The sequence below is a fragment of the Miltoncostaea oceani genome (genome assembly GCF_018141545.1).
Taxonomy (GTDB): domain Bacteria; phylum Actinomycetota; class Thermoleophilia; order Miltoncostaeales; family Miltoncostaeaceae; genus Miltoncostaea; species Miltoncostaea oceani.
Genome location: NZ_CP064356.1, coordinates 3,061,544 through 3,088,180 on the forward strand (window position 1 = coordinate 3,061,544; position 26,637 = coordinate 3,088,180).

The window sequence follows — 26,637 nt, forward strand, 5'->3', positions numbered from 1 at the left end:
AACTGTTGCGTCAACGGTGACTTGAACCACGGTGCGGTCGATGGATAGCCTCGCGGAATGGCCGACTGGACGTTCCTGACGAATCACGCCCACGTGATGGTGTGCCTGCGCCGGGACCCGTCGGCGCGCATCCGCGACGTGGCCGACGCCATCGGGATCACCGAGCGCGCCGCGCAGAGGATCGTCGCCGAGCTCGAGGCGGACGGCTACCTGACGCGGGCCCGCGAGGGACGCCGCAACCGGTACACGCTCCACGAGCGGCTGCCGCTCCGCCACCGCCTCGAGGGGGGCAGCCGCATCGGCAGCCTGCTGGACCTGCTCGCCGACGGCGGACCGCCCCCCGGCCGCCCCTCATGACCCCGTGCGCCCGGCGGGCGGCGGGGTGCGCCGGGCGTGGAGCAGCGACGCGGCGACGCTCGTGCCGATGATCGCGGCGATCACCCCCAGCGAGATCCAGACCGGCAGCTTCCCGACGTCGGTGAGGAACATCTTGGCGCCGACGAACACCAGGACCAGCGCCAGGCCGGTCTGCAGGTAGGCGAAGCGGGGGATGGTGCCGGCCAGCAGGAAGTACATGGCCCGCAGCCCGAGGATCGCGAACACGTTCGCCGTGAAGACGATGAAGACGTCGTCCGTGATGGCGAAGATCGCCGGCACCGAGTCGATGGCGAACACGACATCCATCGTCTCCACCGCCACGAGGGCGGCGAGCAGGGGCGTCGCCACCCACCGGCCCGCGTCGCGCACCAGGAACCGTGGGCCGCGCAGCTCGTCGCTGACGGGGATGACGCGGCGCATCAGCCGGATCACCGGGTTGCGGTCGGGGTGGACCTCGACGCTGTGCCCACGGGCCATCTTGACGCCGGTGTAGACGAGGAACGCGCCGAAGACGTAGACGATCCAGTCGACGTTGTCGAGCAGCACCGCGCCGAGCGCGATGAAGAGGGCACGGAACGCGATCGCCCCGATGACGCCCCAGAAGAGCACCCGGTGCTGGTACTCCGCCGGGATCGCGAAGTAGCTGAAGATCAGGGCGAAGACGAAGATGTTGTCGATCGAGAGGCTCTTCTCGATCAGGTAGCCGGCGAGGTACTCGCCACCGGACTCCGGGCCGCGCCACACCCAGATCAGCGCACCGAAGCCGAGGCCGATGGCGGCGTAGAACGCGCTCATCCATGCGGCCTCGCGCAGGGAGACCTCGTGGGCCTCGCGGTGCAGGACGAAGAGGTCGAGCGCGAGCAGCGCCAGGGTGAACGCGATGACCGCGACCCAGGCCCACCAGGGAACCGCCATGGAGCACCTCCGGCTGGACGTCGTGTGTCCGCCAGAGGTCTCGCCCGCGCCGGACACGTGCCGGCCCCGCGACGCCGGGCCACGGGGGCCGCGCTGTCGACGTCGCGCTCGGGGCTACTCCCCTCTCGCTGATGCGCCATTCATAACATGAAACTCATAGCGCCTCAAGGGGCAGCGCGGCCTGCCACACTCGCGCCATGGGAGCCGACGGCGGGCGGTGGCGGGTACGGCGGGTCGGCGACCTGCCGGTGGACGCGCGGCGGGCCGCGGAGGAGATCTACCTCGACGCCTTCCCGCCGGCGGAGCGGGTCCCCTTCGCCGACCTCGTGGCGCGCGACGCGTCCGGCGCGGCGCGGGTCGACGTGGTCGGTGGCGACGACGGGGAGGTCGTCGGGATCGTCGCGTCGCGCCCCCTCGCCACCCCCGGATGGAGCCACCTGGAGTACATCGCGGTGTCGCGGGCCCGCCGCGGCGGCGGCATCGGCGCGGCGATCTGGGCCGTGGTGCTGGGGCGCGTCGGCGAGGACGGCGGCGCCGTCCTGCTGGAGATCGAGAACCCGTACGCGGCGGGCCTCGACCCGGCGGAGCGGGTCGTCCGGCTGCGGCGGCAGCGGTTCTACACCCGCCTCGGGGCGCGGCTGCTGCGCGTCCCCGCGTTCGCCGTCCCCGACGCGTCCGGCCCGGGACGGCCGCCGATCCCGATGCTGCTGATGGCGGCGCCGGGCGGCCGGGCGGCGCTGCCCGCCGACGGGGCGCGCCGGCTGGTCGCGGACCTCTACCTGACGGCGTACGACCGGGACGCGACGGATCCGCTGGTGGCGAGGGCGCTGGCCTCCGTGCGCTGACGGCCCCGGGGGTGCTCAGCCGCGCTCGACGGGGTGCCCGGCGCGCTCCCAGTCGCCGACGCCGCCGCCGGTGACGTGCTCGACCCCCGCGACGCCGAGGCGGGCCAGCAGGCTCGCGGCGATGCCGGCGCGCTGCCCCGACGCGCAGACCACCGCGACGGGCGCCGCGGGGTCGATGCCCTCCGGCACCTCCCGCAGGTGGTGGTAGGGGCGGTGGACGGCCCCGGGGATCCGCAGCGTCCGCCACTCGGACCCCTCGCGCACGTCGAGGAGCTGCAGGGCGGGGTCGGCCGCGACCCGGGCCGCGAGCTCCCCGACCGGGAGGCGCGGGATGCGGGCGACGGGCCGCCCCTCCTCGCGCCAGCTCGTCATGCCGCCGGCGAGGTACCCCGCGATGTCGCCGATCCCGACGGCGGCGCAGAGGCGGGCGGCGGCGCGGCCGTCGGCGTCGTCGCGGCCGATGAGCACGATGCCGTCCCCCATGTCGGCGAGCCACCCGAGCCGCGTCCCGAACCCGGCGCGGATGGACGTGACGGAGACGGCCCCGGGGACGTGGGCCTCGTCGAACGGGAGGTCGGCGCGGACGTCGACGAGCAGCGCCCCCATCGCGCGGCGGCGCTCCACCTGCCGGGACGTCAGGGGGCGGGCCGTGACGGCGTGGGCGCCGAGGGGTCCGCGGTTGAGGGCCACCACCGTCGCCACGTTGGGCGGCTGCGGGCCGAGCGCGGCGAGCGAGCGCCGCACGAACTCGTCCTCGTCGTCGACGGCCAGCAGGGGGTTATGCGCCCGCTCGTAGCCGATGGTGGAGCTGATCTTCATGCTCATCCCGGGGCCGCCGCACATGGAGCCGCCGAGGTGGCCGGGCCAGACCTCGGTCTCGGGGGCCATCCGCAGCAGGCCGTCGGTGAGGCTGCGGAACAGGTCGCGGGCGCCGTCCTCGGCCTCGACCGCCAGGTCGGGTCGCGCGACGTCGCCGACGAAGAGCGAGTCCCCGGTGAGGACCGCCCACGGCTCGGGTCCGCGGGACGCGTCGACGAGGGCGAACGCGGTGTGCTCCGGCCGGTGGCCGGGGGTGTGCAGCGCCCGCACGCGGACGTCGCCGAGCTCCAGCTCCCAGCCGTCGTCGAAGGGCTCGTGGTCGTACTCGGCGCCGGCGGCGCGGTGCACGTGGATGACCGCCCCCGTCGCCTCCTGCAGCCGCCCGTGCCCGGAGACGTGGTCGGCGTGGGTGTGGGTCTCGAGGACGTGGTCGATGCGGACGCCGAGGTAGCGCGCGATCCGCACGTACTCGTCGATCTCGAGGGCCGGGTCGACGACGGCGGCGACGCCCGCCCGCTCGTCGCCCACGAGGTACGAGGCACAACCCAGGTCGTCGTGGACGAACTGCCGGAAGACCATCCCGCTCCTCTGCGTGGCGCCCCGCCCGGGCGATCCTCTCGCACCGGGCGGGGTCGGGGGAAGCCCCGTCAGTGCCCGAAGCGGACCTCGGGGAGCGTGCGCGCGATCCACCGGGGCCGCCACCACGCGAGCGGGCCGACGAGCCGCATCGCGACCGGCATCAGCAGCAGCCGGACGAGGAGCGCGTCGAGGAGGACGGCGACGCCGAGGATGATCCCCATCTCCTTCGGGGGCAGGGGCCCCGAGAGCGCGAACGTGAAGAACACGGCGACCATCACCCCGCCGGCGGCGAGGATCACCCGTCCCGAGTGGGCGATCCCCCCGATCGCGGCCTCCCGGGCGTCGCCGGAGTGGTCCCAGTGCTCCTTCGCCGAGGAGAGCAGGAACACGGTGTAGTCCATCGAGATCGCGAAGATCATCGCGAAGAAGAACACCGGGCCCCACGCGTCGAGGAAGCCCTGCGACTCGAAGCCGAGGGCGCCGGCGAGCCAGCCCTCCTGGAAGACGAGCCGCGCGACCCCGAATGCCGCGGCCGTCGACAGCAGGCTCGTGAGGACGCCGATCGCGGCGATCACGGGCGCCTGGAACGCGAACAGCAGGAGCAGGAAGCCGAGCGCCATGACCACCGCGATGACGATCGGCGTGTAGCGCGCGAGCGCCGCCTCGAGGTCGTGGTTCTCGGCGGCGGCCCCGCCGACGAGCACCCCGGCGGGGAGCGCGTCACGGAGGCGGTCGACGGTGTCGCCGAGCGCCGGGTCGGAGGGGTCCACCGCGGGGACGGCGGCGACGAGCGCGAGCCCGTCGGCGCCCGGCGCGGGAGGGGCGGCCTGGGCGATGCCGGGGTCGGCCGCGGCGATCCGCTGCGCCTCGGCCATGTCCGCGGCGGGGCCGACGATCTGCAGCTGGCCGGGCGCCCCGGGGCCGAAGCCCTCGACGACCTGGCCGTACCCGACGCGCGAGCCGTCGTCGGCCGGGACCACCGCGATGGAGGGCATGCCGGTCCGCAGGCCGAGCACGGGTGCGGCGAGGACGAGCAGCACGATCAGGGCGGGCAGGCCGTAGAGGGCGGGCTTCGACCAGAGGCGCTCGCCCCAGCGGGCGAACCGGGCGGACCGGTGCTCCCCCTGGTGGGCCCAGGGGAGCGCGAAGCGGTCGATCCGCTCGCCGAGCCGCGCCAGGACGGCGGGCAGCAACGTGAGGGTCGCGCCGAGGACGAAGACGACGGAGAGCATGATCCCGAGCGCCATCGAGCGGAACGCCGGGCTCGGGACGAGCATCACCGCCGAGAGGGCGATGAGGACGGTGACGCCGGAGAACACGACGGCCTTGCCGGCGGTGTCCATGGTGACGGCGGTGGCCTCGACCCGCGACAGCTTCGACCCGAACAGCGCCGCCCGGAACCGGACGACGATGAACAGCGCGTAGTCGATGCCGAGGGCGAGCGCGAACATGAGGGCGAAGTTCATCGCCCAGATCGAGACGTCGAAGAGCTGGGCCATCACCACGAGCGACCCCGCGGAGGCGGCGAGGCTGAGGATCGTCAGCAGCAGCGGCAGCCCCGCGGCGACGAGGGCGCCGAAGGCGAGGACGAGGATCGCCAGCGTCACCGGCCAGGAGATCAGCTCGGACGTCAGCATCGCGTCCTTGTTGGCCTGGTTGAAGTCGGACCACATCCCGGAGGCGCCAGTCAGGCTGACGGTGGTGCCGGGCGCGGCGGCGTCGGCGAGCGCGCCCTTCAGGTCGTCGGCGGCGCGCACCATGCCGGTCGGGTCGTCGGCGGCGCCGCCGATGACGATGGCGGTGCGCCCGTCGGCGCTGAGGGTGCCGGCGGCGGCGCTCGGGGGGACCACCGTCGAGACGGCGGGGTCGCCCTCGAGGATGCGCCGGACGTCGGCGACGGTTCCCTGGAAGGCGGGGTCGGCGGCGGTGAGGGTGTCGGATGCGACGACGACCTGGAGGGCGCTGCTGGCGGTGCCGCCGAAGGCGCCCTGCACCGTCTCGCGCACCTGGACGGACTCGGAGCCGGAGTCCTCCCATCCCGCGCCCGACAGCGCGGTCTCGACCCGCGGCGCGAGCGCGCCGAGGCCGACGACGAGCACGATCCAGACGACGGCGACGATCCGCCCGTGGGTGGCGGACCAGCGCCCGAGTCGCCCGATGGGGCCGACCTGCGCGGCGCTCATCGGGGGGCCGCCGTGACGCCGCAGGCGCGGCGCAGGACGATCGACGCGGGGCAGTCGCCGACGGTGACGTAGAGGAGCTGGTTGACGCCGACGAACGCCGTGAGCAGCAGGAACCAGGGGCTGACGAGCACGGCGAGCGCGACGCTGGCGAGGGTCATGGTGCCGGCGAGGGCGAAGAGGACCCGCTCGAGGGGCCAGCGGCGGCGCCCGGCGGGTCGGGGTGCGCGGGCGACGGGGTCGCTCACGACGTCACCTCCGATGACTCGAGGATGGACTGCAGGCGCTCGAGGTCGCGGCCGATGCCGCCGCACACGAGCTCGCAGAGGGCGAAGACGGAGTCGTCGGCGATCCGCAGCCGTACGGCGGTCCCCTGCTTCTCGCGCCCGACGATGCCGGCCCGCACGAGCACGCCGACGTGCTTGGAGACGTTCTGCTGGCTGGCGCCGAGGTCGTCGGCGAGCTCGCCGATGCCGGCCTCGCCGGCGCGCAGGCGGTCGAGGATGCGGATCCGCATCGGCTCGCCCAGCACGCGGAAGCGCTCGGCGATCAGCTCGACGAGGGGCTCGGGGATGGGTGAGACGAGCGCCACGGTTCCTCCGATCGACAACGTTCAACATCCACAACTGTAGAGTTGTCTATAGGAGAAAGCAAGACGTCACCCGCGGATGCGGCGCGGCCGTGACCGACCCCCGGAACGACGAGAGCCCCGCGGCGGCGGGGCTCTCGTAGTGGGCAGTACTGGGATCGAACCAGTGACCCCTCGCGTGTGAGGCGAGTGCTCTCCCGCTGAGCTAACTGCCCGGGGCCGGCGGAGGATACCACCGGCCGGCCGGCCCTCCGGGGACCTCCGCGCCGGGCGGCCCCCCGCGGCGCGGACGGCCGTGAGGGGGCGCCGCGGCGCTCAGCGGAGAGGGAGGGATTTGAACCCTCGAGACGAGAGATCCCGTCTACGCGATTTCCAGTCGCGCTCCTTCGGCCGCTCGGACACCTCTCCCGGTCGGCGATCGTAGCGCACGGCCCCGGCGCGCCGCGGGCCGGGATCGGGGCCTCCCGCGCTTGGTAGCCTCCGCCGCGGAGGGGTGGCAGAGCGGTCGAATGCGGCGGTCTCGAAAACCGTTTCGGGGGTTCTCCTCCGACGGGGGTTCAAATCCCCCCCCCTCCGCCAAAAGTGCGACGTTCGAACCCTGGCCCAGCAAAGAGGGGCCAGGGTTTTCGCTTTTCCCGGGGTCGTCCGCAAGGACGGCCCTTTCTTCGTTCTCGGCCAGGATTCGCCTGATCGCGGCCTCGACGTCCCTGGTGCTCGTGCGTTCCACAGGAGCCGTTCGCAGGTAGCGCTTCAGCTGCTCCTCCGAGCCCCACTCCTTTGCGTCGGTCCGCTCCGCCAGCTCCAGCAGTTCCCCGAAGGGCGATGCCAGCTGTCCGGTCGGCACGTCTCCGTCCTCGACGAAGATCCTCTCGAAGACGGCCTGGTTGAGCTGCCGGCGAATGTGCGGCGGTGCTGCCTGGTAGAGCCGGTGGCAGTCCGCCACGAGCGTCAGAGCTTGGTCAAGGCCCCGTTCGACGGACCCTAGTTCGGTGTTCAGCCGTCCCAGCGCCGCCTGCGTCGCCGCCATCTCGTTGCCGATCCTGGCTTGCTCTCGCTTCAGCAGGTCGAGCGGGACAGCCTCGGCGTAGTGAGCCTTCAGCAGCTTCTCCCGCTCGGCGTCGAGACGGGCCAGCCGGGCGCTCTGGCGTCCGATCTCGGCCGTCTGCTCGCTCTGGGTGCGCTCGGCCAGATCGAGTACTGCTCGCCTGAGGGCCTCGCGCACATCAGCCGGCAAGACGACCGACTTCCACAGCTCGGCCACCCGGTCCTCGACCACGTCCATGGGCACGTAGGTCTGCGTGCAGCCTGAGCGGTGCTTCTGACGACCCAGGCAGTAGAAGTAGTCGTATTTTTGTCCGTGCCGGTTGGTGGTCTTGGTGACCCCCAGTCGCTCGCCGCACTGGCCGCAGGCCACCGTCCCTTTCAGATAGTGGGGGTGCTGGTAGGGCTTTTCCTTGGATAGGCGACGCGAGGTCTTCAGCGCCTGCACCTCCGCGAACAGCTCCTTGGAGATCAGCGGCTCATGGCGGCCCGGGTATTCGACTCCCTCGAAGACGACCACCCCGGCGTAGTACGGGTTGGCCAGCATCCGCTCGACCATCGAGGTCGTCACCGCCGTGCCTTTTGGCCGCTTCGCCGTCGGTCGAGTGGTCAGCCCCCGCTCGGTTAGAGCCTCGGTCAGCTCCCGGATCAGGTAGTCGCCCGAGACATAGGCGTCGAACATCCAGATGATGCGCGGTGCCCGGTGTGCATCGATCCGCACCGTCCGAATGTCCCGACCCTCGACCCGCTCGATGACGTTCAGGTAGCCGAGCGGTGCCCGGGTCGGCGTTCCGCCGAGCCGCACCTTCTGGAGCAGCCCCTTCCTGACCTCGGCCGCCAGGTTCTGTGAGTAGAACTCGGCGATCGTGGCCATGATCCCGTGCAGCAACGTGCCGGAGGGTGTCTGGTCGATGTTCTCGCTGGCAGAGACGAGTCGAGCGCCGCTGGCCCGGATGGCCAGGGCTATCTCGATGTCGTCGGCTCGATTACGGGCCAGCCGATCGACCTTGTGGACGATCACGAAGTCGATGTCGCGGTCTTTGATCCGCTCCAGCATGGCCAGCAGCGCTGGCCGGTCGGCGGAGCGGGCGCTCTCGCCGCGGTCGAGGTACTCCTCGACCACCTTGGCGCCGAGCCCTTCGGCCGCGCGCTTGCAGGCCTCGCGCTGGGCCGGGATGGAGTAGCCCTCGGTCCCGTAATCCTTGTCGGCCTGAGCCGAGGTCGAGACGCGCAGATAGATGACCGCCCGCTTCGACAGCTCGCTCGTCTGGATCGCCTCGGTGTCCACCCCGGTCATCCTCCTAGCTCCGGCTCCCGGCGAGGACCGGACCGCCGACCATAACCGCGCTCGACGGAGCCGTCAGCACCCCACGGCGGAAGTAGCGGCCAACGCCGCGGTCTTCCCGTCGATCAAGGGCCGTCCAGCGCCGGCGCTCGGTCGTAATGCCGAGTTGGCGCAGTCGCAGCGCCATGGCAGCTTCGGAGACGCCGAAGAGCTGGGCCAGCGCCCGCTGCTCTTGAATCCCGCCAACCCAGGCCTGTTTGACCCAAGGCCGCGGCATCAGCAGACAGGCGGCGAAGTAGTCGCAGATCGCTTCCGCCCGCGCCTCGGACGGTCGCCCGCGGCGATCGACGTAGGCCCGATCAATGAACGGGTGGTCGAGCACGTGCTTGAACTCGTGCGCCAGGGTGAAGCGCCGCCGCACCGGTGCGTCGTCCTCGTTGATGCCGATCAGCCAGCGGCCGCGGCTCCACTGAGAGAAGCCGGAGATCGGTAGCTTGGGTTCGACCCGTACCTCGATGCGCGGCAGCTCGGCGATGGCCGCCACGTTGACGGCCGGCTGGTGCTGATCGAGCAGCCCCAGCAGCTTCAGGGCTTGGCGCTCGGCAATGCCGGCAGCCTCATGCGGCTCCAGGGCGCGCGGCGGCATCAGGGCTCGAAGCGAGCCGAGGAGTCCGGTTGGTGAGTTGGCTTGTGTGGTCATGATTGACCTCCTTTCAAGGTTACGAACTGATCGGGGGGTTCTTCCGCTGGTCGCGGACGTCGGTCGAGTCGGCATCGAGATCCCCCTTGTTCTCGATCCCGTACTTGGTCTTCAGAAAGCCGAAGTACTCGTTGAGTTGCGTGGCCGCCTCGTCGGGCATTCGATACTTGGCCCGTAGGTAGGCCGGGAAAGACGGCAGGCGGTCTGGAAGCCGGTAGCCGGCTAGGGCGAAAAGGTCGGCTTCGTCGAGCTCGAGGGCCTGAGCCAGCGCCAGCAGGGTGTCCGGGGTGGGACGTTGCTCCCCCAGCTCGATGCGAGCCAGACCGGCGTGGTGGAGTCCGGTGCGCTCGGCCAGGCGACGGATCGACAACCCGCTGGTCTCGCGGGCGCTTCGCAGAACGTCCTCCAGCCGCACCGGATCGGTGCCGTTCCCCTGCTTCGTTTGTCCTGCTCCTGCCATACTTTGCTTCCTCGCCTTACGTTGTACGTCCATTTTCCCATGCCTATTAGTTGCGTGGTCAAGCACTTCGTCGTGTGGAATCGACAACGCTGAGACCTCTTGCGGCGATCTTCCGAACTACGGTGGCTCGCGGACTTCGTCGAGCAGCTCGGCGGCCAGGACCGCCGCGATCTCCGGTTCCTGACAGACGACGAACAGCTCTGACGCCAAGGGCGGCATGCGGCGAATGAGCCCCCGAACCGCCCGCGCTCGCTCCTCACTGGTGACGCTGATGAGCACCCGCGGAACGACGCCGCCCGGTCCCGGAACCCCGGACTCGGCAAACGCCAGATAGCGGCGCAGCATCGCCTGAAGGCGTGGCTGGCTTTCGGTGCCGCGGTCAATCTCCAGCCACCAGACGTCCTCGACGTCGGGGGACGCCAGCACGGCCAGGCCATCCGGCCGCAGGACCACATCCGAACCGGGTGGCTCGAAGCGCGCCGCAGCTTCGACGGCGAACCGGGCTAGCCGGATCAGGTCGGAAGCCCGCCCCAGCTCAACCAGCGAGACGTAGACCTCGCTGATCGCCAGAGCGTGCGCCAGGAAGAGCGGCCCCGGTGTGTAGGCCGAACGTCTACGCGGACTCTCCCGGGGATCGTCCAGGTCGAGTAGTCGGTGGCCGCCCCCACTGAGGGCGTAGATCAATCCGCCGGAGCCGGCCCGTACACCGCCGACCCGCCTTTCCAGCGTCTCGACCAGACCAAGCGCGATCAGTCGCCCGAGCACCCGGCGGCGGATCCTTGCGCGCGCCGACTCGGCGATCTCGTCGAACAGCAGTCGCTCGGCCTGGATGCCGGACAAGACCAGCACCGTGCGCAGTGCCGCCAGCACGGCCCGATCGCGCCCGGAGAGCTCGTCCGCCAGTTCCCGGAGCCGACGCTGACTGAGACGGCTCCCGCTTGCGGTGTAGCGGGAGTAGTCGTTGGCGTTACCGCGCTCAGATCGCGCTCGACCCGGGAAGCTGGACGGTCCCGACTCGACTCGACCGGACCGGCGACCGGACCTCACGGGTGACCACCCTTCTTGCGGCGTCCGAGCGGTACTTGGGGCGCTGGCCCGCCTTGCAGCCGAGCCCGTAGGGCGGCCTCGACCTCGGCGCGCGGGGCGCCGAAGCGCTCGCGGCTGATCGTTCGATCGCTGTCGCCGTTGGGCACGGTTCCGAGCGGCAGGCTACGTCCGGTAACGGCCCGCACGACCTGGCTGCGCCACACCGGCCGGAGGGCGAAGTGAAAGCCGTCGAGCCCCATCAGGTCGGCCGCTTCGAGGACCGGACTGAATCCCCGGGCCAACACTTGTGCGTCATCCGCCGACACCTGGAAGACCGCCTGCGACCTCGCCGTGGCTAGGACCGCCGAGCGGACGTCCTTCGGTAGCTGCCCGAGGTGCTGATGGGCCAAGGTCAGCCCGGCGCCCAAGCCCCGGGCTTGAGCCAGCAGATCGGCCAGATCGAGCGGCAGGCGCAGCACGTCCTGGAACTCGTCGAGGTAGATGAAGACCGGCCGTCGCTCTTCCGGCGGGACGGCGGTCCGCGTGCGGATCGTCTGCCAGACGGCTGCCACGATCAGCGAGCCGAGCAGCTCGGCCGCCGGCTTACCCAGCTCGCCGGCCGAGAGTGGCACCAGCACCACCGCCTGGTCGTCGAGCACCCGCTGCAAGTCGATACCGGCCGGTTGTCCGAGCAGCAGCCGGACCGGCGTCCGCATGGTGAAGGCGCGAACCTTGTTGAGGACCGGCGCCAGCGCCTGCGAGCGCTCGAAGGCGCTCGAGCCATCGAACCACTGCCAAAAACCGCGGACGTGCTCCGGAATCGACTCCTGCCCGAGGACGTACTTCCGAAAGCGCGTCGAGGTCAGCAGCTCCGGCAACTCGACCAGCGTGAAGGCCGACCCGTCGGCCGCCCGCGCCGAGCACAGGGTCAGCAGCGAGGCTCGCAGGATGTCGTCCGAGCGCGGTCCCCAGGAGTCCTTCCAGAGGTTCTGGAAGACGCCGAGCAGATTCTCAGCCACCAACTCGCGCTCGGCTTCGCGGTCTCCTTCACGGGCCAGCACGTTCAACCCGACCGGTCGTGCGGTGTCCACCGGATCAAGGACGATGACGTCGCGAGCCCGGTGCCTTGGCAGCCGATCGAGAATCGCCTCCACCAGGTCCCGCTTGGGATCGACGACCACCAGGCCGCGCCCGGCTTGAAGGTCGTCGAGGACCATCCGAGCCATCAGCGTGGACTTGCCGGCACCGGTCGGTCCGATGAGGTGGAGATGACGCAGCCGGTCGTCGGTATCCAGCCGCAGCTCGCGGCCCAACGTTCCCGGGTGGTCGCTGACGCCGAGCAGCGCGCCGCGGTCGAGCGTTCGGGGACTGACCGGTAGTTGCCGCGCCGCTCCGACCTCCAGCCCCGGGAGCGCCAGATCGCCGAGAGGCACACCGAGCAGCCCGGCGGCCTCCCGCCCGTTGATGACCGCTCCCCAGCCGAGCAGCGGCAGCATCCGCCGCCGGAGCCGTTCAACAACCAAACCCGACGGCAGCCACGAGGCCGTTAGGCGCATGCCGGGGGCATCCATGACCGACAGTGCCGCCCGGACTCGCCCGAGTAGGTGGACGCGTCGAGCACCGGATGGCGCGTTGACGCCGATCCGCCCAACGACGTGCAGTAGCGGTTCGCCCTGCTTACGGCGTAATCCCCGGAGGTCTTCGCCGTCGCGGGCCTGGACTTCGGCCAAAAGCCTCGGTGTGGCACTCCGGCGAGGCACCGCCGGTACTGGGGCGGCTCGCACCAGCCATTGGACGTGAACCAGCTCGCCAGCTCCCAGCGGTTGCAGGCTGGCCAGCAGCGCCGTCGCTCCAGCGTCAGCCCGATCGACGGCCATCGGGAAGATTCGACTAGTCGCCCGCAGCTCGACCGCCTGGACGGTGATCGACACGGCCTGATCCTTAAGGGCCTCCAGCCGGATACCGGGCAGAGCGGCCTGGAGTTGCGCGGCCAGCGCCTCGGCGTTGGACCCCGGGATCGCCAGCCGGTGCTCGATACCGCCATCGGTCGCGATGATGTCGAGCACCAGCGGCGGCCGGCCCAACGGTCCGCGGCCGGGCGGCGGCAGAGTCGCCAGCCAGGACACGACTTGGTCGGCCTTCAGCCCGCGCGGAAACCGCAGCCGGTACACGGTCAGCTCTCGGCGCCAGGCCTTAGCGTCATTGATCCGAGCCAGGACCACCAAGCCGGTGATGAACCCGGCGCAGAGCACAAACGCCAGCAGCGCGATCACGCCGCCCTCCGAGGAGTGTCCGCAGACCCGTCACGCGTCTCCGCCGTCTTCTGCTGGCGAGCGTTCTCCGCGGCCATGGCGGTGATGGCTGCCGCCAGCCGGCGTAGGTCGATCTGCTCCCGGCGTACCGGCCGCAGGCGTATCTGCCGTCTACTCATTGACGCCCGCCTCCAGCCGGTCCAACGCCCGGTCGTAGCAGGGCGTAGCCGACGCCCCACTCGTTGACCACCCACTCCTGCGGGGTGGCGCCGGCCTCCATCAGCTTGCGCCTGAGCCGTGAGGCGTGGCTGTCAACCGTCCGGGTCCGTGGAGCAGACCGATACCCCCAGACGTTCCTGAGCAGCTCCGCCTTGCTGTGCACCCGCATCGGTTCGAGCGCCAAGGCGCCCAGCAGGCTGAACTCCTTGGTCGCCAGCTCCAGCTCCTGCTCGCCGAACCAGGCCCGGTGACCCGACCTGTCCACCCGCAGATCGCGGACCACCAAAGCTCGGTCCTGGCGCTCGTGCTCCGGCGCGGCGTCCGGCACTGAGGCCGCGGCCAGACTCACCGCCTCGAGAGCAGCGAGACATTGCCCCTGCATGAGCGACCACGGTGGACCGGTCTCCTCCATGCAGACCGCGCCGATCAGCCGCTCCACCCGCCGCAGCCGGCGCGTTACCAGCTGCAGCTCCACGAATACCTGGTCGGCCGCATGGGCCAACCCTTCCGGGGCGTCCTGCCCCAACTCAAACTGCTTCATCCCTGAATCCCTCCGCATTACATAGGCAGGGGCGACGCTCGCACCGTCCGCCGGCGCTGCCCGGTTCGGCGCAAAGAGCGTCATGCCCCTACTCATCGTTATGCGTCGATTCCGCGCGACGGTCAAGCCTTTTCCGCATGTGGAATCCACAACAGCCACTCGCTCCAGAGACGGCATGGCTAGCGGCGTCGGTAGGCGACGACCAGGACCGTCAGGACCAACGCGATGACGCTCACGGGCAGGAGCGCCGGTGCCAGCAGCTCCCACGCCAGCCGGATGGCCAGGGCCACCAGCACCATGCCGGCGAGGAGCTGCACGACGGGGGCGTAGAGCGACTTCACGGCTCCTTCTCCCCCTCATCGAGGAAGCGCCCTCGGGAACGCCGGGGAGGGACGAATCCGTCCCGGCCGTTGGCGATGTCGAAGAGCTGGCGCACTGTCCGGCGACGGATGGCGTTGATCTCCATCCGCGCCTGGTGGGTGCTGATGCCCCTGTCGCGTCGGCGCTCGCTCAGCCGGGTGCCGACGAGAACGAACAGCCAAAGGAAGGCGCCGCCGAGCACCAGCCCGGCGGCGACCTGGAGGACGAGGGTCAGCGACACTTGCAGCTCCGTCCGCTGCGGACGACGACGTCGGCCATGGCGGTGATACCGGCCGAGGCGATGTGGTGCAGCGCCGTCTCAGCCTGCGGCGTGCGCTGGACCAGGAGGCCGGTGATCGAGGCGACTTCCGATGCCCGGAAGAGGGCCTCCTCGGTGATCTCGGTGATGGCCTCGATGCGAGCCACGCCGCGGGCGGCCATGAGTGAGCCGCCAGCGTGGGTGCGGGCGATCTCCTGGTCGAGCTGCCGCTGTTCGCGAGTCGAGAGGCCGGTGGACGAGCCGAACGGGATGAGCGAGGACATGGGGGTCTCCCTTCGGAACAAAAAAGCCGCCCGATCCAAGAAAGGAACGAGTGGCGTGGAATCGATCATCTGGACTGAACCGCGGTTACCAGCGCTGGAGCCGGCGGAGGCGGGCCTCGCGGACCGCCTCGTTGTAGGTGTAGTTGTTGAGTCGCTGACCGGTCGAGGGGCCCGGCGGGTCGTCTCGGCCCACTGCGGCGAGAAAGGCGGCGATGGCCAGGAGGACGAGGACCACGATGAGGAGGATCACGGGGACTTTTCCACTTCAGGGACGAGAGCCGGGCACGCCATGAAGTGCACCCAGATGGGGCGCCCGCCACGCTTTCGAGCGAGACACCACGGGCATCGCCACTCGTCTGTTCCCGGGCGGCCAGAGTCGATCTCCGTGAGGTTTTCGCGATCGGGCATCTTGCGGACCTCCTGCTCGTGGTCTGCTCAGATGCCAGCAGAACGCCGCACCTCAGGTCTTCCTGAGTGCTGGCCACATTTGCCAAGAGCGCGACACATTTGCCAGCCTTGAGGACATGACGGACGACTCACTCCGCCTCGCGGCTGCCCTCCGTCAGATTCGGCGCGGTCATGGCGCCCAAGACTGGCGCGTTTGGTCGGCCATCCCAAGGGACCTGCGCCTCCGCCTCGGTGTCAGCAGTGACGCCAGCGAGCAGACGCAGTGCGAGGAGCTCCAGCGCCGCGTTTCCGCCGTCGTTCAGGAGTCTCCTGACAAAGTATTCCTCACGGCGATACTAAATCTGGATGGCGAAGACTCTCTCTGGCTAGACCGTCTCCGCCGGTATACAGGCCCTTCGCAGGGCAAGTTTCGAACGCTGCAGCGCCACGCCGACAGCGCACTTCTGACGTTAGCGTCCAGCTTAGTGGGCCCCACGCAGCTGGCCCGCGATAGCAAGCCGCCCTTCACCCGAGTGAGTGTCGCGATCGCCCTCCGAGACGGCGATGCCGGTCAATTCATCGCTACCGTTGACTCACGCTTCACCGTCGAAGGCGTTTCGGAGTATCTAGTGGCCATTGTCGCGGGACCTCAACGCGCCGACGCGCTTTTAGCAGACGGCGTCGCCCTCGACGAAGTGTGGAGCCTTCGAGACGACGAGCAGTTCACCATGCGCGCCCGCGATGCGCTCGACAGCTTCTCATTGGGCTACTACCGAGCCTCAGCCCAATCCCTGCGACTCGTCCCGCTCCATCCTCAGGTTCTTGAAGACCCGATCTCGAAGAGGTACCTCCCGGTCCCGGATTGGGACCTGCTCCCCGGCAGAGTCGTAATTGGGCGCTTCGACCTGCCGACCGATATTCGGCCCCTTTCGCTCAGATGCTCCCATACCACCCGGCGTGCGACGACCATCCCGAACTTCTATTGGCAGTCGGATCGTAGAATGACCTTAGAATCCCTCACTATCGATATCGGCGGACTGACCACGAACGCCTTCGGACCTGCAGTCGTGCCCTTTCTTCCTTCGGTCAGCCACGACGGACGCTTCACATCGCTTCCGCCGGACGGGCGCTACGTGTTACGCTGTGAGCAATGGATAAGCCAAGGTCACGGCGTGATGATAGCGTGGTAGCGCCGAATCCCGTTAGGCGCTTATGGAGCAACACGCCTGATGACAACCACTGTTTGCAGAGCGCGGTGGGGATGATTGTGGAGACGCTCCAAGAGCGTACGGAGCCACTACAAACGATCGACAAACAGACGGGCTACGTGCCCGAGCGACTCACCTGGTCGTTCCGCGCCATGCTCTATATGGCCAATCTAGGGCTACGCATACAGTGGATCGAAGACTTCGACCGCACCCTTTTCCTTCGTGACGCGCGCGCAGCTATTGCACCCATGTTCGACAACGACGATGACCTAATCGCACGCATCCTGGAGGGGACCGACGTGCGTCTAGAGCAGGACGTCGTCGCCAATCTCTTGAACCATCCTCGAGTGCAGAACGAGATTCGCGTGCCCACCGTAAGCGACATCAAGAGCGCGATTAAGGGGCAATCGCTGGCACTCTGTCCCATCAATGTCCGAGTGCTGCAACAGCGTGAGGGCTGGTACGGGCACTTCGTTGTGGTCGATGGGTATTCATCGACTGAAGTTCGCACACAAGACCCAGGGCTGCCGCCGGTCGCGAACCAATGGCTGGACGACGAGCGCTTCGCGAAGGCCTGGGCGTGGCCAGAGCCGGCTCTCGCGAGCGCGACTCTGATCAGCCGTTGAACTTAGTTTCCGCCCCCGCCGCCGCCGCCTCCCGGATGCGGCGGTCTTGGATCGAGCCTGGCGTTTCGAAGCATGTTCAGCCTCCTAGCCTGTTGATCGGCTCTTCGCGTGCAGTCTAACCCGGTAGATGGCGATGAAGGAAGGCTCAGGGCGCCCTACCCACCAATCGTTGCGTCGTCGCTTCGTGGCAAGGCAGGAGCAACCCATCCAGCGCCGTAAATCGCCACGTACACCAGCCAGCACTCGAGGAGACGCCGTGGCCAACGAGGCACCAAACGACGCATCGCCGCCCGAGGTCCCCGAGATGGCCGCGTCCGGCCGCGGGAGCGTCGGACGAGAGATCTTCGAGCAGACCGAGCGCCTGGTCGCCACAGGCATGGGAAAGACCGACGCCTTCAAGCAGATCGCACAGGAATCCGGTCGTCGCGAAGGTGCCGTGTCCGCCAACTACTACCGCGTCGCTCGGCAGCAAGGCGGCGGCTCGACGCGCGCGCGGCGAGGCCGGCCGCGAGGTTCGGGCGCTACGTCTCCCCGCCGCACTTCAGGTGGTAGCCGCGACGTCATGACCATTCTCGACGCCTTGGAAGCAGACCTCCGGAAGCTTCGTGAAGTTGTCGCCGCCCAAGAAGAGCGGCGGCTGACCCTCGAACGATCGGTTCGCGAGATCCTGCGGTAGGCATTGTCGGAAGGGACCGCGTCAGCCGAAAAGCAAACGCCCCGGGTCAGTCTTCGCGCTGTCGCCCTCGCCCTCGCAGCTGTGTGCCCGCTGCAGCCTCACGGCAGCCGGACTCCAGTCGTTCCCGGAGGCGTCGGAGCTGTGGCGCATCAGAGGTACCGTCGCTTGGTACCAGCGTAACTATACCGCGGCTTACGCTTCGCTCACGACTTCACTACACTTCGGATCGCTACGACGGGTTGTTCTAAATGCCCAGGGACAAGTCCTTGCCGAACGGGGCAGCCTCACCACCGCTCTCAACGGCTTGCACGAGGCCCTGTCTGATAACGCTCCTCCTGAGTTCGGCGCCGACGTTGGTGTGGCAGAGGCCTCCCTGCCTCACGGAAAAGCCTATGCTTTGAGCGCGCTTGCTTACTGCCACTGGCTTCTGGGCCAAGAGTCTCTCGGGCTGAAGGAGTTTGAGGCGGCTGCGGCCGTGACACCCGATAACGCCTGGCTATACTATCGCTGGGCACGGTGTTATGATAAGAGCGGTAATACGCTCGAAGCTACGATTCTCTTCCAGCGCGCGCTTAATTGTCGTACGCCACCGTTGAATCCGCTGAAGGCAGAGATGGCAACAGAGTGGCTGAGAGAAAACAACGCAGCATAGAAACGACGGTACTGGTGACGGGCTTCGGCCCGTTTCCAGGGATCGCGAACAACCCCTCGGGCGCACTCGTGGAGACACTGCAATCTAGTAACGCGGGCTTCTATCGCACCGCCGCCTTGCTGCTGCCCACGAGTTATCAGCGGGCGTTTGAGGAGCTCGTCGCAACGGATCTCGAGGTAACAGCCATAGTGATCGTCGGTTATGCGGCGGGCACGACCGGGATGAGGCTCGAGCAGGTCGCCTTCAACGAAGCGGCCGCGCCGATCCCTGATATAGATGGCCACTCGGTCGTGGGCGCTCTTGACGAGGCTGGCCCCTTCTCTCTTCGCACGTCCGCGGATGTCGTGCAGCTTGCAGCGGCCGCGGAGTCGGTGGGCTGCCCAGCTGTGCTTTCTACGGATCCCGGACGGTACGTCTGCAACGCGACGTACTACAAGGCGCTTAGGCGGTACCAGGAGCTAGGCGTCCCAGTTGTCATGGCCCACATCGGTGACTGGACGCCGCACGTTTTCCATGGCGACCTAGTGGCGGCCGGCCTGGAAGCGGTAGTCACCTCGGTTGCTGGCAGTATCGCGTCCGCTACATAGCACGCGCGTTCCCCTGACTGTCCCGGGGCCTCAACGCACCGACGCGCTGTTAAGAGACGGCGTCGCCCTCGACGAGGTGGCGCCGGCGGTGACGAGCGCCTCGGTCTGACCCATCGTCCCGGTGTGGTATCATCGTTAGATGACGATGAATGAAACAGGATCGGCCAGCCATGAGGAGCCCGGGGTAGATCTCGACGAGACTTCAGGCCTACCGCCGGCTGCCTCGTTGTTCAATAGCCTCTCGGATACCACTCGGCTGGCTATCGTGCGCTACTTGCTCCTCGGTGAGCACCGCGTCGTTGACCTGACGGCCCACCTCGGCCTGGCTCAGTCTACGGTTTCAGCCCACCTGGCCTGCCTGCGCGACTGCGGCCTAGTGACCTCGCGTCCGCAAGGCCGCGCCTCGCTGTTCAGGATCAGTCCGGACGCCGAGCCAGCCCTGCGCTCGGTGCTGACCGCCGCCGAACAGCTCCTGGCCGTCACCGGCGACGCGGTTGACCTGTGCCCGACGTACGGTTCCCAGAGCCGCGGGGACGCACGGTGAGCGCGCCGGAGACGCTCATGGGGACGGCGAGAAGGCCAGCGTGTTAGAGGCCTTCATCCTGCAAGCCATTGGCTTGTTCATTGCGACCAATATCGACGACATAATCGTCTTATCGTTGTTCTTTGCCCGTGGCGCCGGTCGCTCCGACACGACAGCTAAGATCGTTGTCGGCCAGTATCTCGGCTTTGGCGCCATTCTGGTCGCCTCGGTGGTTGTGGCACTGGGCGCCCGCAGCTTTTTGCCTGAAAGCGTCATCCCGTACTTTGGACTTATCCCGTTGGCCCTCGGCCTGCACGCCGGCTGGCAGGTCTGGCGGGGCGAGGGTGACGACGATGACGACGACGCACGCGCTGCCGGCAAGCCGCTCAGCGCGGCAACTGTCGCCGCAGTCACCTTCGCAAACGGCGGCGACAACATCGGCGTCTACGTGCCCGTCTTCGTAACCGTTGGCACCGCCGGCATTATCGCCTACTCCAGCGTCTTCCTGCTGCTGGTCGGTGGGCTCGTCCTGGCTGCCCGCTTCGTCGCTACCCGCAAACCCATCGCGGCCAGACTGGAGCGCTGGGAGCACGTCCTTTTCCCGCTCGTCCTGATCGGCCTCGGCCTAGTCATCCTCCTTGAGGGCGGCGCCTTCGGCATATAGCGACGGAAGCGGAAACGCCTTGCTCCTTTCGACGTTCGACCACCTGACGCGACCCGCGCGACTGTGAATTACAGTCGTAATAACCTGTTGAGCACGCGCGGCGTTTTCAGCATGACGGCATCACGCGTATAATGCCAGCATGTATGCAGGTTCAGAAGGATCAGAGCGCGACGTCCGAGCGCCCGGTCAGCATGTAGCCGTGATATCCGACTCGGAAGCCGCCATCCGCCGCATTGGAGCACGGTGGGCTCGCCGATGACGCCCCTGACGACTCGTACGCGCCTCGTTGCCTATTGCGCAGTTGGCATCTACTCAGTAGGCCTGCTCGTTTATGGAGTGACGGTCCCGTCAGGCCTCGCCAGAGCGATCTCGTTCCTGCCGGCTGTCCTCGCCGTCAGCTTCGCCTTCTTCGAGGCCGACTTGTGGCGCCGCCGGCCCTTTGCGTGGATCATAAAGCGCCCCTACCTCGAGGGAACATGGCGGGGCACCCTGACGTCCTACCGGCGAGACGCACAGGACACCCCTTCCTCCTCCGACCACCCCATAGTGCTTGTCGTGCGCCAAAGCTTCTCGACAACCGTGGTGACGCTCCTCACTTCGGAAAGCCGGTCACAATCACGCATATCTGAGTTGTCGGAGGAACCCAACGGTCAGTGGCTTCTGCAATACCAATATCTCAACCATCCCGCGATGAGCGCACGCGACCGTGGCAGCACCATTCACGCGGGCAGCGCAATCGCCCAGGTGGCGCACGGTAGACCAACGCGTCTTGAAGGTGAGTACTGGACCGCTCGGGATACTCGCGGCACGTACGACGCCGTCCTTCTGAGCAGGCGTCGTGTGAGCACATTCGAGGAGGGTGAGACGCTCATGTCTGAGATTGGAGCACACTGATGGACTGGGAGGACTGGCTCCGGACCGCCGCCAAACGCCCAAGCGACCACGAGGACGACAAGCGGGATCGGACGGAGCGGGAGATAAGTGACGCCCTCGCGGCCTCTGATGCCCTCAGCGGCCGTCCCTATCGGGTCTACGCAAAGGGCTCCTACGCCAACAACACGAATGTTCGGTTGAACTACGACGTAGACATCGCCGTGGAATACTACGGGTACTTTTACTCGGACCTCGTCCTCGACCTCGCTGGGCATGACAAGAGCGAAGTCGGCGTAGTCACGTCCGACGATCCGTACTCACGCGCTGAGTTTAAGGCCGATGTGCGTGCAGCGCTGGAGTCGGCCTTTGGGGCCTCTGCGGTTGAGCCTGGCCGCATCGCCCTCCGAATCCGTGAGCGTAAGACCACGCTGCCCGCCGACGTCGTACCGAGCTGGGAATATCGTCGCTACGATGGCTTTCGCCAGAACGGCGACCCGATAGTTCACATTGGCTCACGGGTGTACCCGTCGTCGGGCGGCTTTATCAATAACTTCCCCGCACAACAGCTCGCCAACGGACGACTCAAGACCGATGCCACAGCGCGCCGATATAAGCGGATGGTGCGATGCCTCAAGAAGCTTCAAACTAAGCTCGTCTCAGATGGCGTGCTGGACAGTGAACTGCCCTCATACTTGATCGAGTGCCTCGTGTATAACGTTCCAGCAGGCACCTTCGGGGACGATTCGTATCTCGAGGATTTCCGAGGCGTCGTGGGATATATTTGGTCGGAAACGAGGGATGACGGCGGCTGGAACGACTGGCATGAAGTTCACGAGCTTAGGTACTTGTTCCGAGGGGCCAAGGACTGGAGCAGACAGGATGCGCACCGTCTGGCTGACAAAGCCTGGGATGCCGTCGGGTTAGGCTAAATGCCACAGGATGCCGGCAAGACGGCGCCGCGATTCCTTAGTCGCGTAGTCTCGTACTACTACGGGTCTGGCGATTACAACGGCCTCCGCATCGATCGCGAGGACAGCCCGTGGTCACGCGCGGCAGGGACCTTGCTACGTAAGGGGCTCATTGAAGTTATCGCGGAAGTCGATTTCCCGAACCCACATGTGAGACCGTGGGCGTGTCGGAGAAGTACCGACGAGCAACTCGAGAGCGTCCGTTCAGCGATGTCTGGAACAGGCCCCGCAGTGTGCCTGTACCCAACGGCCGTAGCGCTGAGGGGACGGCCCGAGGTCGAAGCGCTCAGGGACGAACCATTTGAGCAACGGCTCGCGAGCGGATCGGGCGGCCTAGAACTTGCATTCTTCCGCATCGACGTATTGGAGTCGTATCGCAACGATCCGACCTTTCGCTTCGACTTCAGTGATTTCGGCGCGAAGACGGCAATCTCCGACGACGCGTACACGAGCGATGAGACGCCGGAGCACGAGAAGGTGCTCTTGCACTACCTTGGCTTTGCTTACGCTCAGCCGGTTCGGCGACAAGGGCCGATAGAACGGAGCGTCGCGGGGTTCGTCCGGGACCTTGCCAAGCTCTCTGCGGTGCATCAGCGAAGGTGGGCTACGTACGAGCTCACCGGGGGCGGCTGGCAGGCGCACCCGATGTGGTGGCGCCAGATGATGGGAGAGTGGCCCGACGGCCGGGGGCCGTTCGAGGCCTTACTATATGAGCTCACGGTGTGGAACGAACTCCACGAGAGGGCATTCGGCACGCCCCTAGTGCGGAGCACGGAGCGGCCTCGGGAGTTTGGCTGGGTCCTGCGCCCGTCCCAAAGAGAGTACGACGACTTCGTGCAGCTGCTAGACAAGCTGTTGTCGGAGAATCTGCGGCACGAGGCGTTCGACGCAGCAGGCGTTCCCCGCAAGAGCTCAAAGGGCATGGACCACGCGACGCTCACCAGGTTGAACCTCTTGCTGGAGAAGACCGGCATCCCCAAGGACAGCCGGTCGGAGATCCTGAAGCCCCTAAGGCACGTTCGGAGTGCTCGTTCGAAGCCGGCCCACGCCATACGTCGAAACATCACCAATGCGAGCTTCGTACACCGGCAGGCCGAGCTAATGAGCGAAGTGACGGGCTCCTTGCGAGATCTACGGCTGTTCTGGCAGAGGCACCCAGCGAACCAAGATTGGTGTGCGTCCGACCACCTAGCCGATCTGAAGGCTTACTGGCTTTGACCTTCAGCCGAGGCATCGCCAGTCCCAGGCATCGTCTGCCGGCTGGCACCCCTTCCCGGACACCGAAGGTTTGGGTTCAACTTCAATCCCTTTAGGCCCGCTTGTTCACTGAGATGCGGTATCGCCACTGACATCTGGCGATACGGCTCGAGTGCCGTTGCTTCCGCCTGGGACCGCTCTCGACCGCTCCACGGGGTGTGGGACTCCCCCATTTTTCCCCCACGACTCAGGGCGTTCACTTCTCCTCCGACGCGCCGGTACGACACGAGCGGCGGAGGTAGTCGTTTAGGAGCTCGGCCGCCTCGTCCTCATTGCCGGGCATGAGGTGGCCGTAACGGTCGAAGGTCATCTGGATCGAAGCGTGGCCGAGGTACGCCATCAGGCCCCGTGCGTTGACCCCCGCGGCAATGCACATCGAGGCGAAGGTGTGGCGGCACTCGTGAAATCCAATCGGCTGCAGCTCAGCCACGGCCCAGGCGCGGAGGGCACGCTCCCGAAGGCTGACATGGGCGAACGGGCGCGTTTCCGAGCGTCCGAAGATGAGTCCACGGCGACGTCCCGACCGTAGAAGGTGCTTGGCCAGGTGGGCGCGCAGCTCTTCTGCGATGGGCACTCGCCGGCGCCCGCTCCGGCTCTTCGGCTCGATCGCGCCTTCCCTGGCATCCCATGACCGATCGACGCTGATCCGACCCGCGTCAAGGTCGACGTCCGAGACCCGGAGCGCCTTCAACTCGCCGAGCCGCAGGCCTGCATAGAGGGCGGTCGCCCAGATGGCCCGGTCGCCCACAGGGAGAGCCGCCAGGAGCTGCGCCGCCTCAGAGGGAGAGGCGACCCTGTCCCGAACCCCACGCACCGCTGGCAGCTCCAAGTGCTCGAGTGGCGAGACAGTCACCTGACCAGCCCGCAAGGCGCGCCTGTAGAGCACGCGCAGAGGCATGATCGCGTTCCGGACAGTCGACGGGGACGCGCCATCCGCGACGAGGCGATCGCAGAGAGCCTGAACGTCCCTGCGCCTGACCGCGTCGAGCTTCATACCTCCGAGCGCCGGCAGAACGTGCCGCTCGAGGTGAGCCCCGTAGCCGCGCAGGACACTCGGCTTGTAGACGTCTCCCGAGCGGTTGCGGACCGATCCGTCGGCCATCCCATCGAGCAGGCTGTCGGCCGCCTGGCGGACAGTGGGCTGCCGCTCTGCCGTCAACGTCCCGCGGCGCACGGCGGTGACCGCCTCCGCTCGCCAGGATCGCGCGGCGGCCAGGCTCGAGAAGGTCCTGCGGATTTCGCGGCCGTCGCGCGGGCTCCATACCGCGGCGCGATAGCTCGGCTGGCATCCGCACCGCCGACCGTCGTGGGCGGCGCAGCCCCGCCGGTGGCGCACCTCTATTCCCGCAGGCAACGGGCCGCCCTCGATGTCTCGCTTAGCTCGCCCATCGTGCGGCCTCTCTCTCCAACCAGCGCTCAAGTTCTCGGATGGGCACGATGAGACATCGACCGCGCCGAACGATGCGCAACTCGTGCCGAATGTGTCGGTCGAATGTGTCGCGCGAGACGCCGATTGCAGCGGCGGCTTCATCCAGCGAGAGGCCGAGGCGTGGCGGGGTCGGTCCGTCCGAGGAACGCAGTGGAGAGGGTGTCGAGCTCATGGCACGTACCCGACACGCCGAGCGCCGATGTGGATGTGGTCCCAGTGGTTGCCGCCGACGTACGTGCGCCACAGGACCTGGAAGCGGATGCCGCAGCGCTCGACGTTGAGGACGCCTCCGGTCGAGCCCCACTCCGTGTAGCCCGGCCCGCCGGTCGCCGCCGCGATCCGCGACGCGGCGGCATCGCCGGCGGGGGCGCTCGTGCCGAGGTCGTTGGCGAAGCACTCCGAGCACCCCACCCAGTGGTCCGAGACGCCGCCGCTCGCGGTCGTCTGCCGTTCGCGCTTGACGCTCGTGATCGGCAGACCGCCGATGCGGGCCAGCGCCTCGATAGGGCGTTGCGTCCCGCCCCAGGGGCCGGCCGGGCAGAGCGCCGCCTGGACGTCTGTGGGGGCGTCGGGGACGTATGCGATCGAGCCGTTGGGGTCGCCGCCGAGGTCGGCGTAGTAGCGGCCGACGGCGTCGGTCCACGCCGAGTTCAGTCCCGTCGGGTCGTTGGCGGCGCCAAGCGGCGCCCAGACTGGCTGGATCGCGGTGAGGGTGTCGCGGCCGCGAGCGACGTACCCCCGGGCGAGGCCCCGGGCGACGGTGGCGATGTTCGCCTCCCAGCTCGGGAACGGGATCGCGGGACCCCAGCCGAAGGCGTTGTGGATCCCGGCTCCCGATCCGGCCGTGCCGAGCACCGATTCGTGCATCGCGATCGCGACGAGTGCCCGCGGGTCAATGCCGTTGCGCTCCCCCTCACCGACGAAGACCACGCCGAGCCCAATGAGGGGCGAGTCGGGTACCTGCTTGGCCATCCAGCGATCGAGTGACCCAGCGTCGGCACGAGAGGCACCGGGAGCGCCGCCCGGGCTCGCGACACCGAGGAGGGCGATCACCGGCAGCCCGACCGCCAACGCGACCAGCGCCGCGAGGCCCGCGCCGGCGAGGGCGATCGGCCGCGAGAGGCTGTGACCGGCGGTCACGTGGCTCGGGAGCCCTTCGGCCGCGGCCGGCGGCGGGTCGGCTTGGCCGCAGGATCTGCGGTGGCGCCTGCGGGCCGGATCTCGAGCGGCGGCTCCATGACGAACTTGACTTCGACGACGGGGCGCCAGGGGGGTAGCGCGGGGAGTGTTCCGGCGCCGAGGCGGCGGGAGATCTCGGCGGCGGCTTCGACGACGGCCACCGCGATGTCGTCGAGTGCCGCGTCGGGGAGGCGGCTGGGGGTGGTGCCGACGCCGACGGCGGCGACGACGGCGCCGGTGTGGTCGCGGACGGCGGCGCCGATCGAGCGGCGGGCCTCGTGGAACTCCGCGTCCTCGAGGGCGTAGCCGCGCTCCTTCGCCGCGGTCAGATCCTCGATGAGAGCCTCTTTGGTGACGATCGTGCGTGTGGTCCAAGGAGTGAGGACGATCTCGCCGAGGGCCGCGTCGCGGTCGTCCGCCGGGAGTTCGGCGAGGATGGCTTTGCCGAGGGAGGTGGCGTGGGCGGGGAACGCCCGTCCGAGGGGCCGCTCCGGGCCTCGGAACTCGTCCACGTGGACGGCCCGGCCGCCTGAGAGCACGGCGATCAACCCGCCGAGCCCCGTCGCCTCCTGCAGCGCGGCGAGCGGGGGGCGGAACTCATCCCAGGGCCGGAGGGTGGCGATCGCGTAGCCCCCGAGCTCCGCGAGGCGGATGCCGAGGCGCCACCCACCCGACACCGGACCGCGGACGACGACTCCCGCGGCCTCGAGGTGACGCAGGAGCTTGTTGGCGTACTCCTCCGAGAGCCCGAGCTCCTCGGCGATCGCGGAGAGGGTGAGCTCCCCTCGATCGGGGGGGCGGAAGAGGTCGAGGACCGACAAGGCGTGCTCGAGCTGACGGACGCGGTTCGCCCGGGGGAACCGAGGCTCAGCCACG

At 68.3% G+C, this 26,637-nt stretch carries 29 protein-coding genes, 3 tRNA genes and 1 pseudogene; 13 read left to right on the forward strand and 20 right to left on the reverse strand.

Annotation, left to right across the window (positions count from 1 at the left end):
- Window positions 1–57: 57 nt before the first annotated feature.
- The gene (locus IU369_RS15590; protein ID WP_217921904.1) at window positions 58–357 is read left to right on the forward strand and encodes a helix-turn-helix transcriptional regulator; all 300 of its coding nucleotides are present in this window, start codon (window positions 58–60) and stop codon (window positions 355–357) included.
- Here the strand turns inward: IU369_RS15590 and IU369_RS15595 are convergent.
- Complete coding sequence (locus IU369_RS15595; RefSeq protein WP_217921905.1) at window positions 352–1,293, reverse strand: TerC family protein; 942 nt, start codon at window positions 1,291–1,293, stop codon at window positions 352–354. The genes IU369_RS15590 and IU369_RS15595 overlap by 6 nt on opposite strands.
- Before the next feature lie 197 nt (window positions 1,294–1,490).
- Between IU369_RS15595 and IU369_RS15600 the strand changes: the two genes are divergently transcribed.
- A complete protein-coding gene (locus IU369_RS15600) occupies window positions 1,491–2,138 on the forward strand; it encodes a GNAT family N-acetyltransferase (protein ID WP_217921906.1) in 648 nt (215 codons plus the stop codon).
- A gap of 15 nt (window positions 2,139–2,153) precedes the next feature.
- On the opposite strand, the gene IU369_RS15605 is transcribed toward IU369_RS15600, so the two are convergent.
- The 6 genes from IU369_RS15605 to IU369_RS15630 form a co-directional block, all read right to left on the reverse strand.
- Entirely contained in the window at window positions 2,154–3,536 is a 1,383-nt protein-coding gene (locus IU369_RS15605) for an MBL fold metallo-hydrolase (RefSeq protein WP_217921907.1), read from the reverse strand.
- Window positions 3,537–3,604: 68 nt separating this feature from the next.
- Window positions 3,605–5,719 carry an MMPL family transporter gene (locus IU369_RS15610; RefSeq protein ID WP_217921908.1) on the reverse strand — a complete coding sequence of 705 codons (2,115 nt, stop codon included), beginning with the start codon at window positions 5,717–5,719 and terminating at the stop codon, window positions 3,605–3,607.
- A complete protein-coding gene (locus IU369_RS15615; protein WP_217921909.1) occupies window positions 5,716–5,964 on the reverse strand; it encodes a hypothetical protein in 249 nt (82 codons plus the stop codon). Before IU369_RS15615 ends, IU369_RS15610 begins: the two co-directional genes overlap by 4 nt.
- Window positions 5,961–6,308 carry an ArsR/SmtB family transcription factor gene (locus tag IU369_RS15620; RefSeq protein WP_217921910.1) on the reverse strand — a complete coding sequence of 116 codons (348 nt, stop codon included), beginning with the start codon at window positions 6,306–6,308 and terminating at the stop codon, window positions 5,961–5,963. The genes IU369_RS15615 and IU369_RS15620 overlap by 4 nt, the downstream gene beginning before the upstream one ends.
- Window positions 6,309–6,448: 140 nt before the next feature.
- A tRNA-Val gene (locus IU369_RS15625) sits at window positions 6,449–6,520 on the reverse strand.
- 104 nt (window positions 6,521–6,624) lie between these two features.
- Window positions 6,625–6,713, reverse strand: a tRNA-Ser gene (locus IU369_RS15630).
- Between the two features lie 79 nt (window positions 6,714–6,792).
- Here IU369_RS15630 and IU369_RS15635 point away from each other — a divergent pair.
- Together IU369_RS15635 and IU369_RS15640 are read left to right on the forward strand one after the other, a co-directional pair.
- Window positions 6,793–6,884: transfer RNA gene (locus IU369_RS15635), tRNA-Ser, on the forward strand.
- Between the two features lie 466 nt (window positions 6,885–7,350).
- Window positions 7,351–7,614, forward strand: a complete 264-nt coding sequence (locus IU369_RS15640) for a hypothetical protein (protein WP_217921911.1) — start codon at window positions 7,351–7,353, stop codon at window positions 7,612–7,614.
- Here the strand turns inward: IU369_RS15640 and IU369_RS23860 are convergent.
- The 10 genes and pseudogenes from IU369_RS23860 to IU369_RS15695 all read right to left on the reverse strand — a co-directional run.
- Window positions 7,612–8,643, reverse strand: a pseudogene (locus IU369_RS23860) (recombinase family protein); the annotation flags it as partial. The gene IU369_RS15640 and the pseudogene IU369_RS23860 sit on opposite strands and share 3 nt — an antisense overlap.
- 4 nt (window positions 8,644–8,647) lie before the next feature.
- A complete protein-coding gene (locus tag IU369_RS15655; RefSeq protein WP_217921912.1) occupies window positions 8,648–9,331 on the reverse strand; it encodes an ImmA/IrrE family metallo-endopeptidase in 684 nt (227 codons plus the stop codon).
- A 19-nt stretch (window positions 9,332–9,350) separates the two neighbouring features.
- The gene (locus IU369_RS15660; RefSeq protein ID WP_217921913.1) at window positions 9,351–9,791 is read right to left on the reverse strand and encodes a helix-turn-helix domain-containing protein; all 441 of its coding nucleotides are present in this window, start codon (window positions 9,789–9,791) and stop codon (window positions 9,351–9,353) included.
- A gap of 117 nt (window positions 9,792–9,908) precedes the next feature.
- A complete protein-coding gene (locus IU369_RS15665) occupies window positions 9,909–10,661 on the reverse strand; it encodes a replication-relaxation family protein (RefSeq protein ID WP_217921914.1) in 753 nt (250 codons plus the stop codon).
- Window positions 10,662–10,834: 173 nt separating this feature from the next.
- On the reverse strand, window positions 10,835–13,090 hold the full coding sequence (locus IU369_RS15670) for a type IV secretion system DNA-binding domain-containing protein (RefSeq protein WP_217921915.1): 2,256 nt from the start codon (window positions 13,088–13,090) through the stop codon (window positions 10,835–10,837).
- Between the two features lie 154 nt (window positions 13,091–13,244).
- Complete coding sequence (locus tag IU369_RS15675) at window positions 13,245–13,829, reverse strand: winged helix-turn-helix domain-containing protein (RefSeq protein WP_217921916.1); 585 nt, start codon at window positions 13,827–13,829, stop codon at window positions 13,245–13,247.
- A gap of 179 nt (window positions 13,830–14,008) precedes the next feature.
- Window positions 14,009–14,170 (reverse strand): hypothetical protein, encoded by a 162-nt coding sequence (locus IU369_RS15680; protein ID WP_217921917.1) that lies wholly within the window; start codon window positions 14,168–14,170, stop codon window positions 14,009–14,011.
- A complete protein-coding gene (locus IU369_RS15685; RefSeq protein WP_217921918.1) occupies window positions 14,167–14,430 on the reverse strand; it encodes a hypothetical protein in 264 nt (87 codons plus the stop codon). The genes IU369_RS15680 and IU369_RS15685 overlap by 4 nt, the downstream gene beginning before the upstream one ends.
- Window positions 14,421–14,801, reverse strand: a complete 381-nt coding sequence (locus IU369_RS15690) for a hypothetical protein (protein WP_217921919.1) — start codon at window positions 14,799–14,801, stop codon at window positions 14,421–14,423. The genes IU369_RS15685 and IU369_RS15690 overlap by 10 nt, the downstream gene beginning before the upstream one ends.
- A gap of 16 nt (window positions 14,802–14,817) precedes the next feature.
- On the reverse strand, window positions 14,818–14,967 hold the full coding sequence (locus tag IU369_RS15695; RefSeq protein WP_217921920.1) for a hypothetical protein: 150 nt from the start codon (window positions 14,965–14,967) through the stop codon (window positions 14,818–14,820).
- Between the two features lie 289 nt (window positions 14,968–15,256).
- Between IU369_RS15695 and IU369_RS15700 the strand changes: the two genes are divergently transcribed.
- From IU369_RS15700 to IU369_RS15740, 9 genes are all read left to right on the forward strand, one after another.
- Window positions 15,257–16,309 carry a hypothetical protein gene (locus IU369_RS15700; protein WP_217921921.1) on the forward strand — a complete coding sequence of 351 codons (1,053 nt, stop codon included), beginning with the start codon at window positions 15,257–15,259 and terminating at the stop codon, window positions 16,307–16,309.
- Between the two features lie 71 nt (window positions 16,310–16,380).
- Window positions 16,381–16,953 carry a cysteine peptidase family C39 domain-containing protein gene (locus tag IU369_RS15705; protein WP_217921922.1) on the forward strand — a complete coding sequence of 191 codons (573 nt, stop codon included), beginning with the start codon at window positions 16,381–16,383 and terminating at the stop codon, window positions 16,951–16,953.
- Between the two features lie 256 nt (window positions 16,954–17,209).
- Window positions 17,210–17,629: a hypothetical protein gene (locus IU369_RS15710; protein ID WP_217921923.1), complete on the forward strand. Its 420-nt coding sequence runs from the start codon at window positions 17,210–17,212 to the stop codon at window positions 17,627–17,629.
- Between the two features lie 624 nt (window positions 17,630–18,253).
- Window positions 18,254–18,868 (forward strand): pyroglutamyl-peptidase I, encoded by a 615-nt coding sequence (locus IU369_RS15715; RefSeq protein ID WP_217921924.1) that lies wholly within the window; start codon window positions 18,254–18,256, stop codon window positions 18,866–18,868.
- A 139-nt stretch (window positions 18,869–19,007) separates the two neighbouring features.
- Entirely contained in the window at window positions 19,008–19,412 is a 405-nt protein-coding gene (locus tag IU369_RS15720; RefSeq protein ID WP_217921925.1) for an ArsR/SmtB family transcription factor, read from the forward strand.
- 40 nt (window positions 19,413–19,452) lie between these two features.
- A complete protein-coding gene (locus tag IU369_RS15725; RefSeq protein ID WP_217921926.1) occupies window positions 19,453–20,055 on the forward strand; it encodes a cadmium resistance transporter in 603 nt (200 codons plus the stop codon).
- A gap of 255 nt (window positions 20,056–20,310) precedes the next feature.
- Window positions 20,311–20,949: a Cap15 family cyclic dinucleotide receptor domain-containing protein gene (locus IU369_RS23865; protein ID WP_217921927.1), complete on the forward strand. Its 639-nt coding sequence runs from the start codon at window positions 20,311–20,313 to the stop codon at window positions 20,947–20,949.
- Window positions 20,949–21,857 (forward strand): nucleotidyltransferase domain-containing protein, encoded by a 909-nt coding sequence (locus IU369_RS15735; RefSeq protein ID WP_217921928.1) that lies wholly within the window; start codon window positions 20,949–20,951, stop codon window positions 21,855–21,857. Before IU369_RS23865 ends, IU369_RS15735 begins: the two co-directional genes overlap by 1 nt.
- Window positions 21,858–23,114 carry a hypothetical protein gene (locus tag IU369_RS15740; RefSeq protein WP_217921929.1) on the forward strand — a complete coding sequence of 419 codons (1,257 nt, stop codon included), beginning with the start codon at window positions 21,858–21,860 and terminating at the stop codon, window positions 23,112–23,114.
- 235 nt (window positions 23,115–23,349) lie between these two features.
- Here the strand turns inward: IU369_RS15740 and IU369_RS15745 are convergent, their stop codons facing one another.
- The 3 genes from IU369_RS15745 to IU369_RS15755 form a co-directional block, all read right to left on the reverse strand.
- Entirely contained in the window at window positions 23,350–24,255 is a 906-nt protein-coding gene (locus tag IU369_RS15745) for a tyrosine-type recombinase/integrase (RefSeq protein ID WP_217921930.1), read from the reverse strand.
- Window positions 24,256–24,750: 495 nt separating this feature from the next.
- Window positions 24,751–25,722: a glucosaminidase domain-containing protein gene (locus tag IU369_RS15750; protein ID WP_217921931.1), complete on the reverse strand. Its 972-nt coding sequence runs from the start codon at window positions 25,720–25,722 to the stop codon at window positions 24,751–24,753.
- Window positions 25,719–26,636, reverse strand: coding sequence for an IclR family transcriptional regulator (locus IU369_RS15755; protein WP_217921932.1), 918 nt, complete (start codon window positions 26,634–26,636; stop codon window positions 25,719–25,721). Before IU369_RS15755 ends, IU369_RS15750 begins: the two co-directional genes overlap by 4 nt.
- Window position 26,637 lies beyond the last annotated feature (1 nt).

Bases quoted from the DNA above. Each gene is read 5' to 3' on its own strand.
- IU369_RS15610 (WP_217921908.1), bottom strand. From the start codon at position 5,719: ATGAGCGCCGCGCAGGTCGGCCCCATCGGGCGACTCGGGCGCTGGTCC.
- IU369_RS15675 (WP_217921916.1), bottom strand. From the start codon at position 13,829: ATGAAGCAGTTTGAGTTGGGGCAGGACGCCCCGGAAGGGTTGGCCCAT.
- IU369_RS15735 (WP_217921928.1), top strand. From the start codon at position 20,949: ATGGACTGGGAGGACTGGCTCCGGACCGCCGCCAAACGCCCAAGCGAC.
- IU369_RS15700 (WP_217921921.1), top strand. From the start codon at position 15,257: ATGACGGACGACTCACTCCGCCTCGCGGCTGCCCTCCGTCAGATTCGG.
- IU369_RS15595 (WP_217921905.1), bottom strand. From the start codon at position 1,293: ATGGCGGTTCCCTGGTGGGCCTGGGTCGCGGTCATCGCGTTCACCCTG.
- IU369_RS15600 (WP_217921906.1), top strand. From the start codon at position 1,491: ATGGGAGCCGACGGCGGGCGGTGGCGGGTACGGCGGGTCGGCGACCTG.
- IU369_RS15720 (WP_217921925.1), top strand. From the start codon at position 19,008: ATGACGATGAATGAAACAGGATCGGCCAGCCATGAGGAGCCCGGGGTA.
- IU369_RS15655 (WP_217921912.1), bottom strand. From the start codon at position 9,331: ATGACCACACAAGCCAACTCACCAACCGGACTCCTCGGCTCGCTTCGA.
- IU369_RS23865 (WP_217921927.1), top strand. From the start codon at position 20,311: ATGACGCCCCTGACGACTCGTACGCGCCTCGTTGCCTATTGCGCAGTT.
- IU369_RS15745 (WP_217921930.1), bottom strand. From the start codon at position 24,255: ATGGCCGACGGATCGGTCCGCAACCGCTCGGGAGACGTCTACAAGCCG.
- IU369_RS15605 (WP_217921907.1), bottom strand. From the start codon at position 3,536: ATGGTCTTCCGGCAGTTCGTCCACGACGACCTGGGTTGTGCCTCGTAC.
- IU369_RS15660 (WP_217921913.1), bottom strand. From the start codon at position 9,791: ATGGCAGGAGCAGGACAAACGAAGCAGGGGAACGGCACCGATCCGGTG.
- IU369_RS15705 (WP_217921922.1), top strand. From the start codon at position 16,381: ATGATTGTGGAGACGCTCCAAGAGCGTACGGAGCCACTACAAACGATC.
- IU369_RS15590 (WP_217921904.1), top strand. From the start codon at position 58: ATGGCCGACTGGACGTTCCTGACGAATCACGCCCACGTGATGGTGTGC.
- IU369_RS15690 (WP_217921919.1), bottom strand. From the start codon at position 14,801: ATGATCGATTCCACGCCACTCGTTCCTTTCTTGGATCGGGCGGCTTTT.
- IU369_RS15740 (WP_217921929.1), top strand. From the start codon at position 21,858: ATGCCACAGGATGCCGGCAAGACGGCGCCGCGATTCCTTAGTCGCGTA.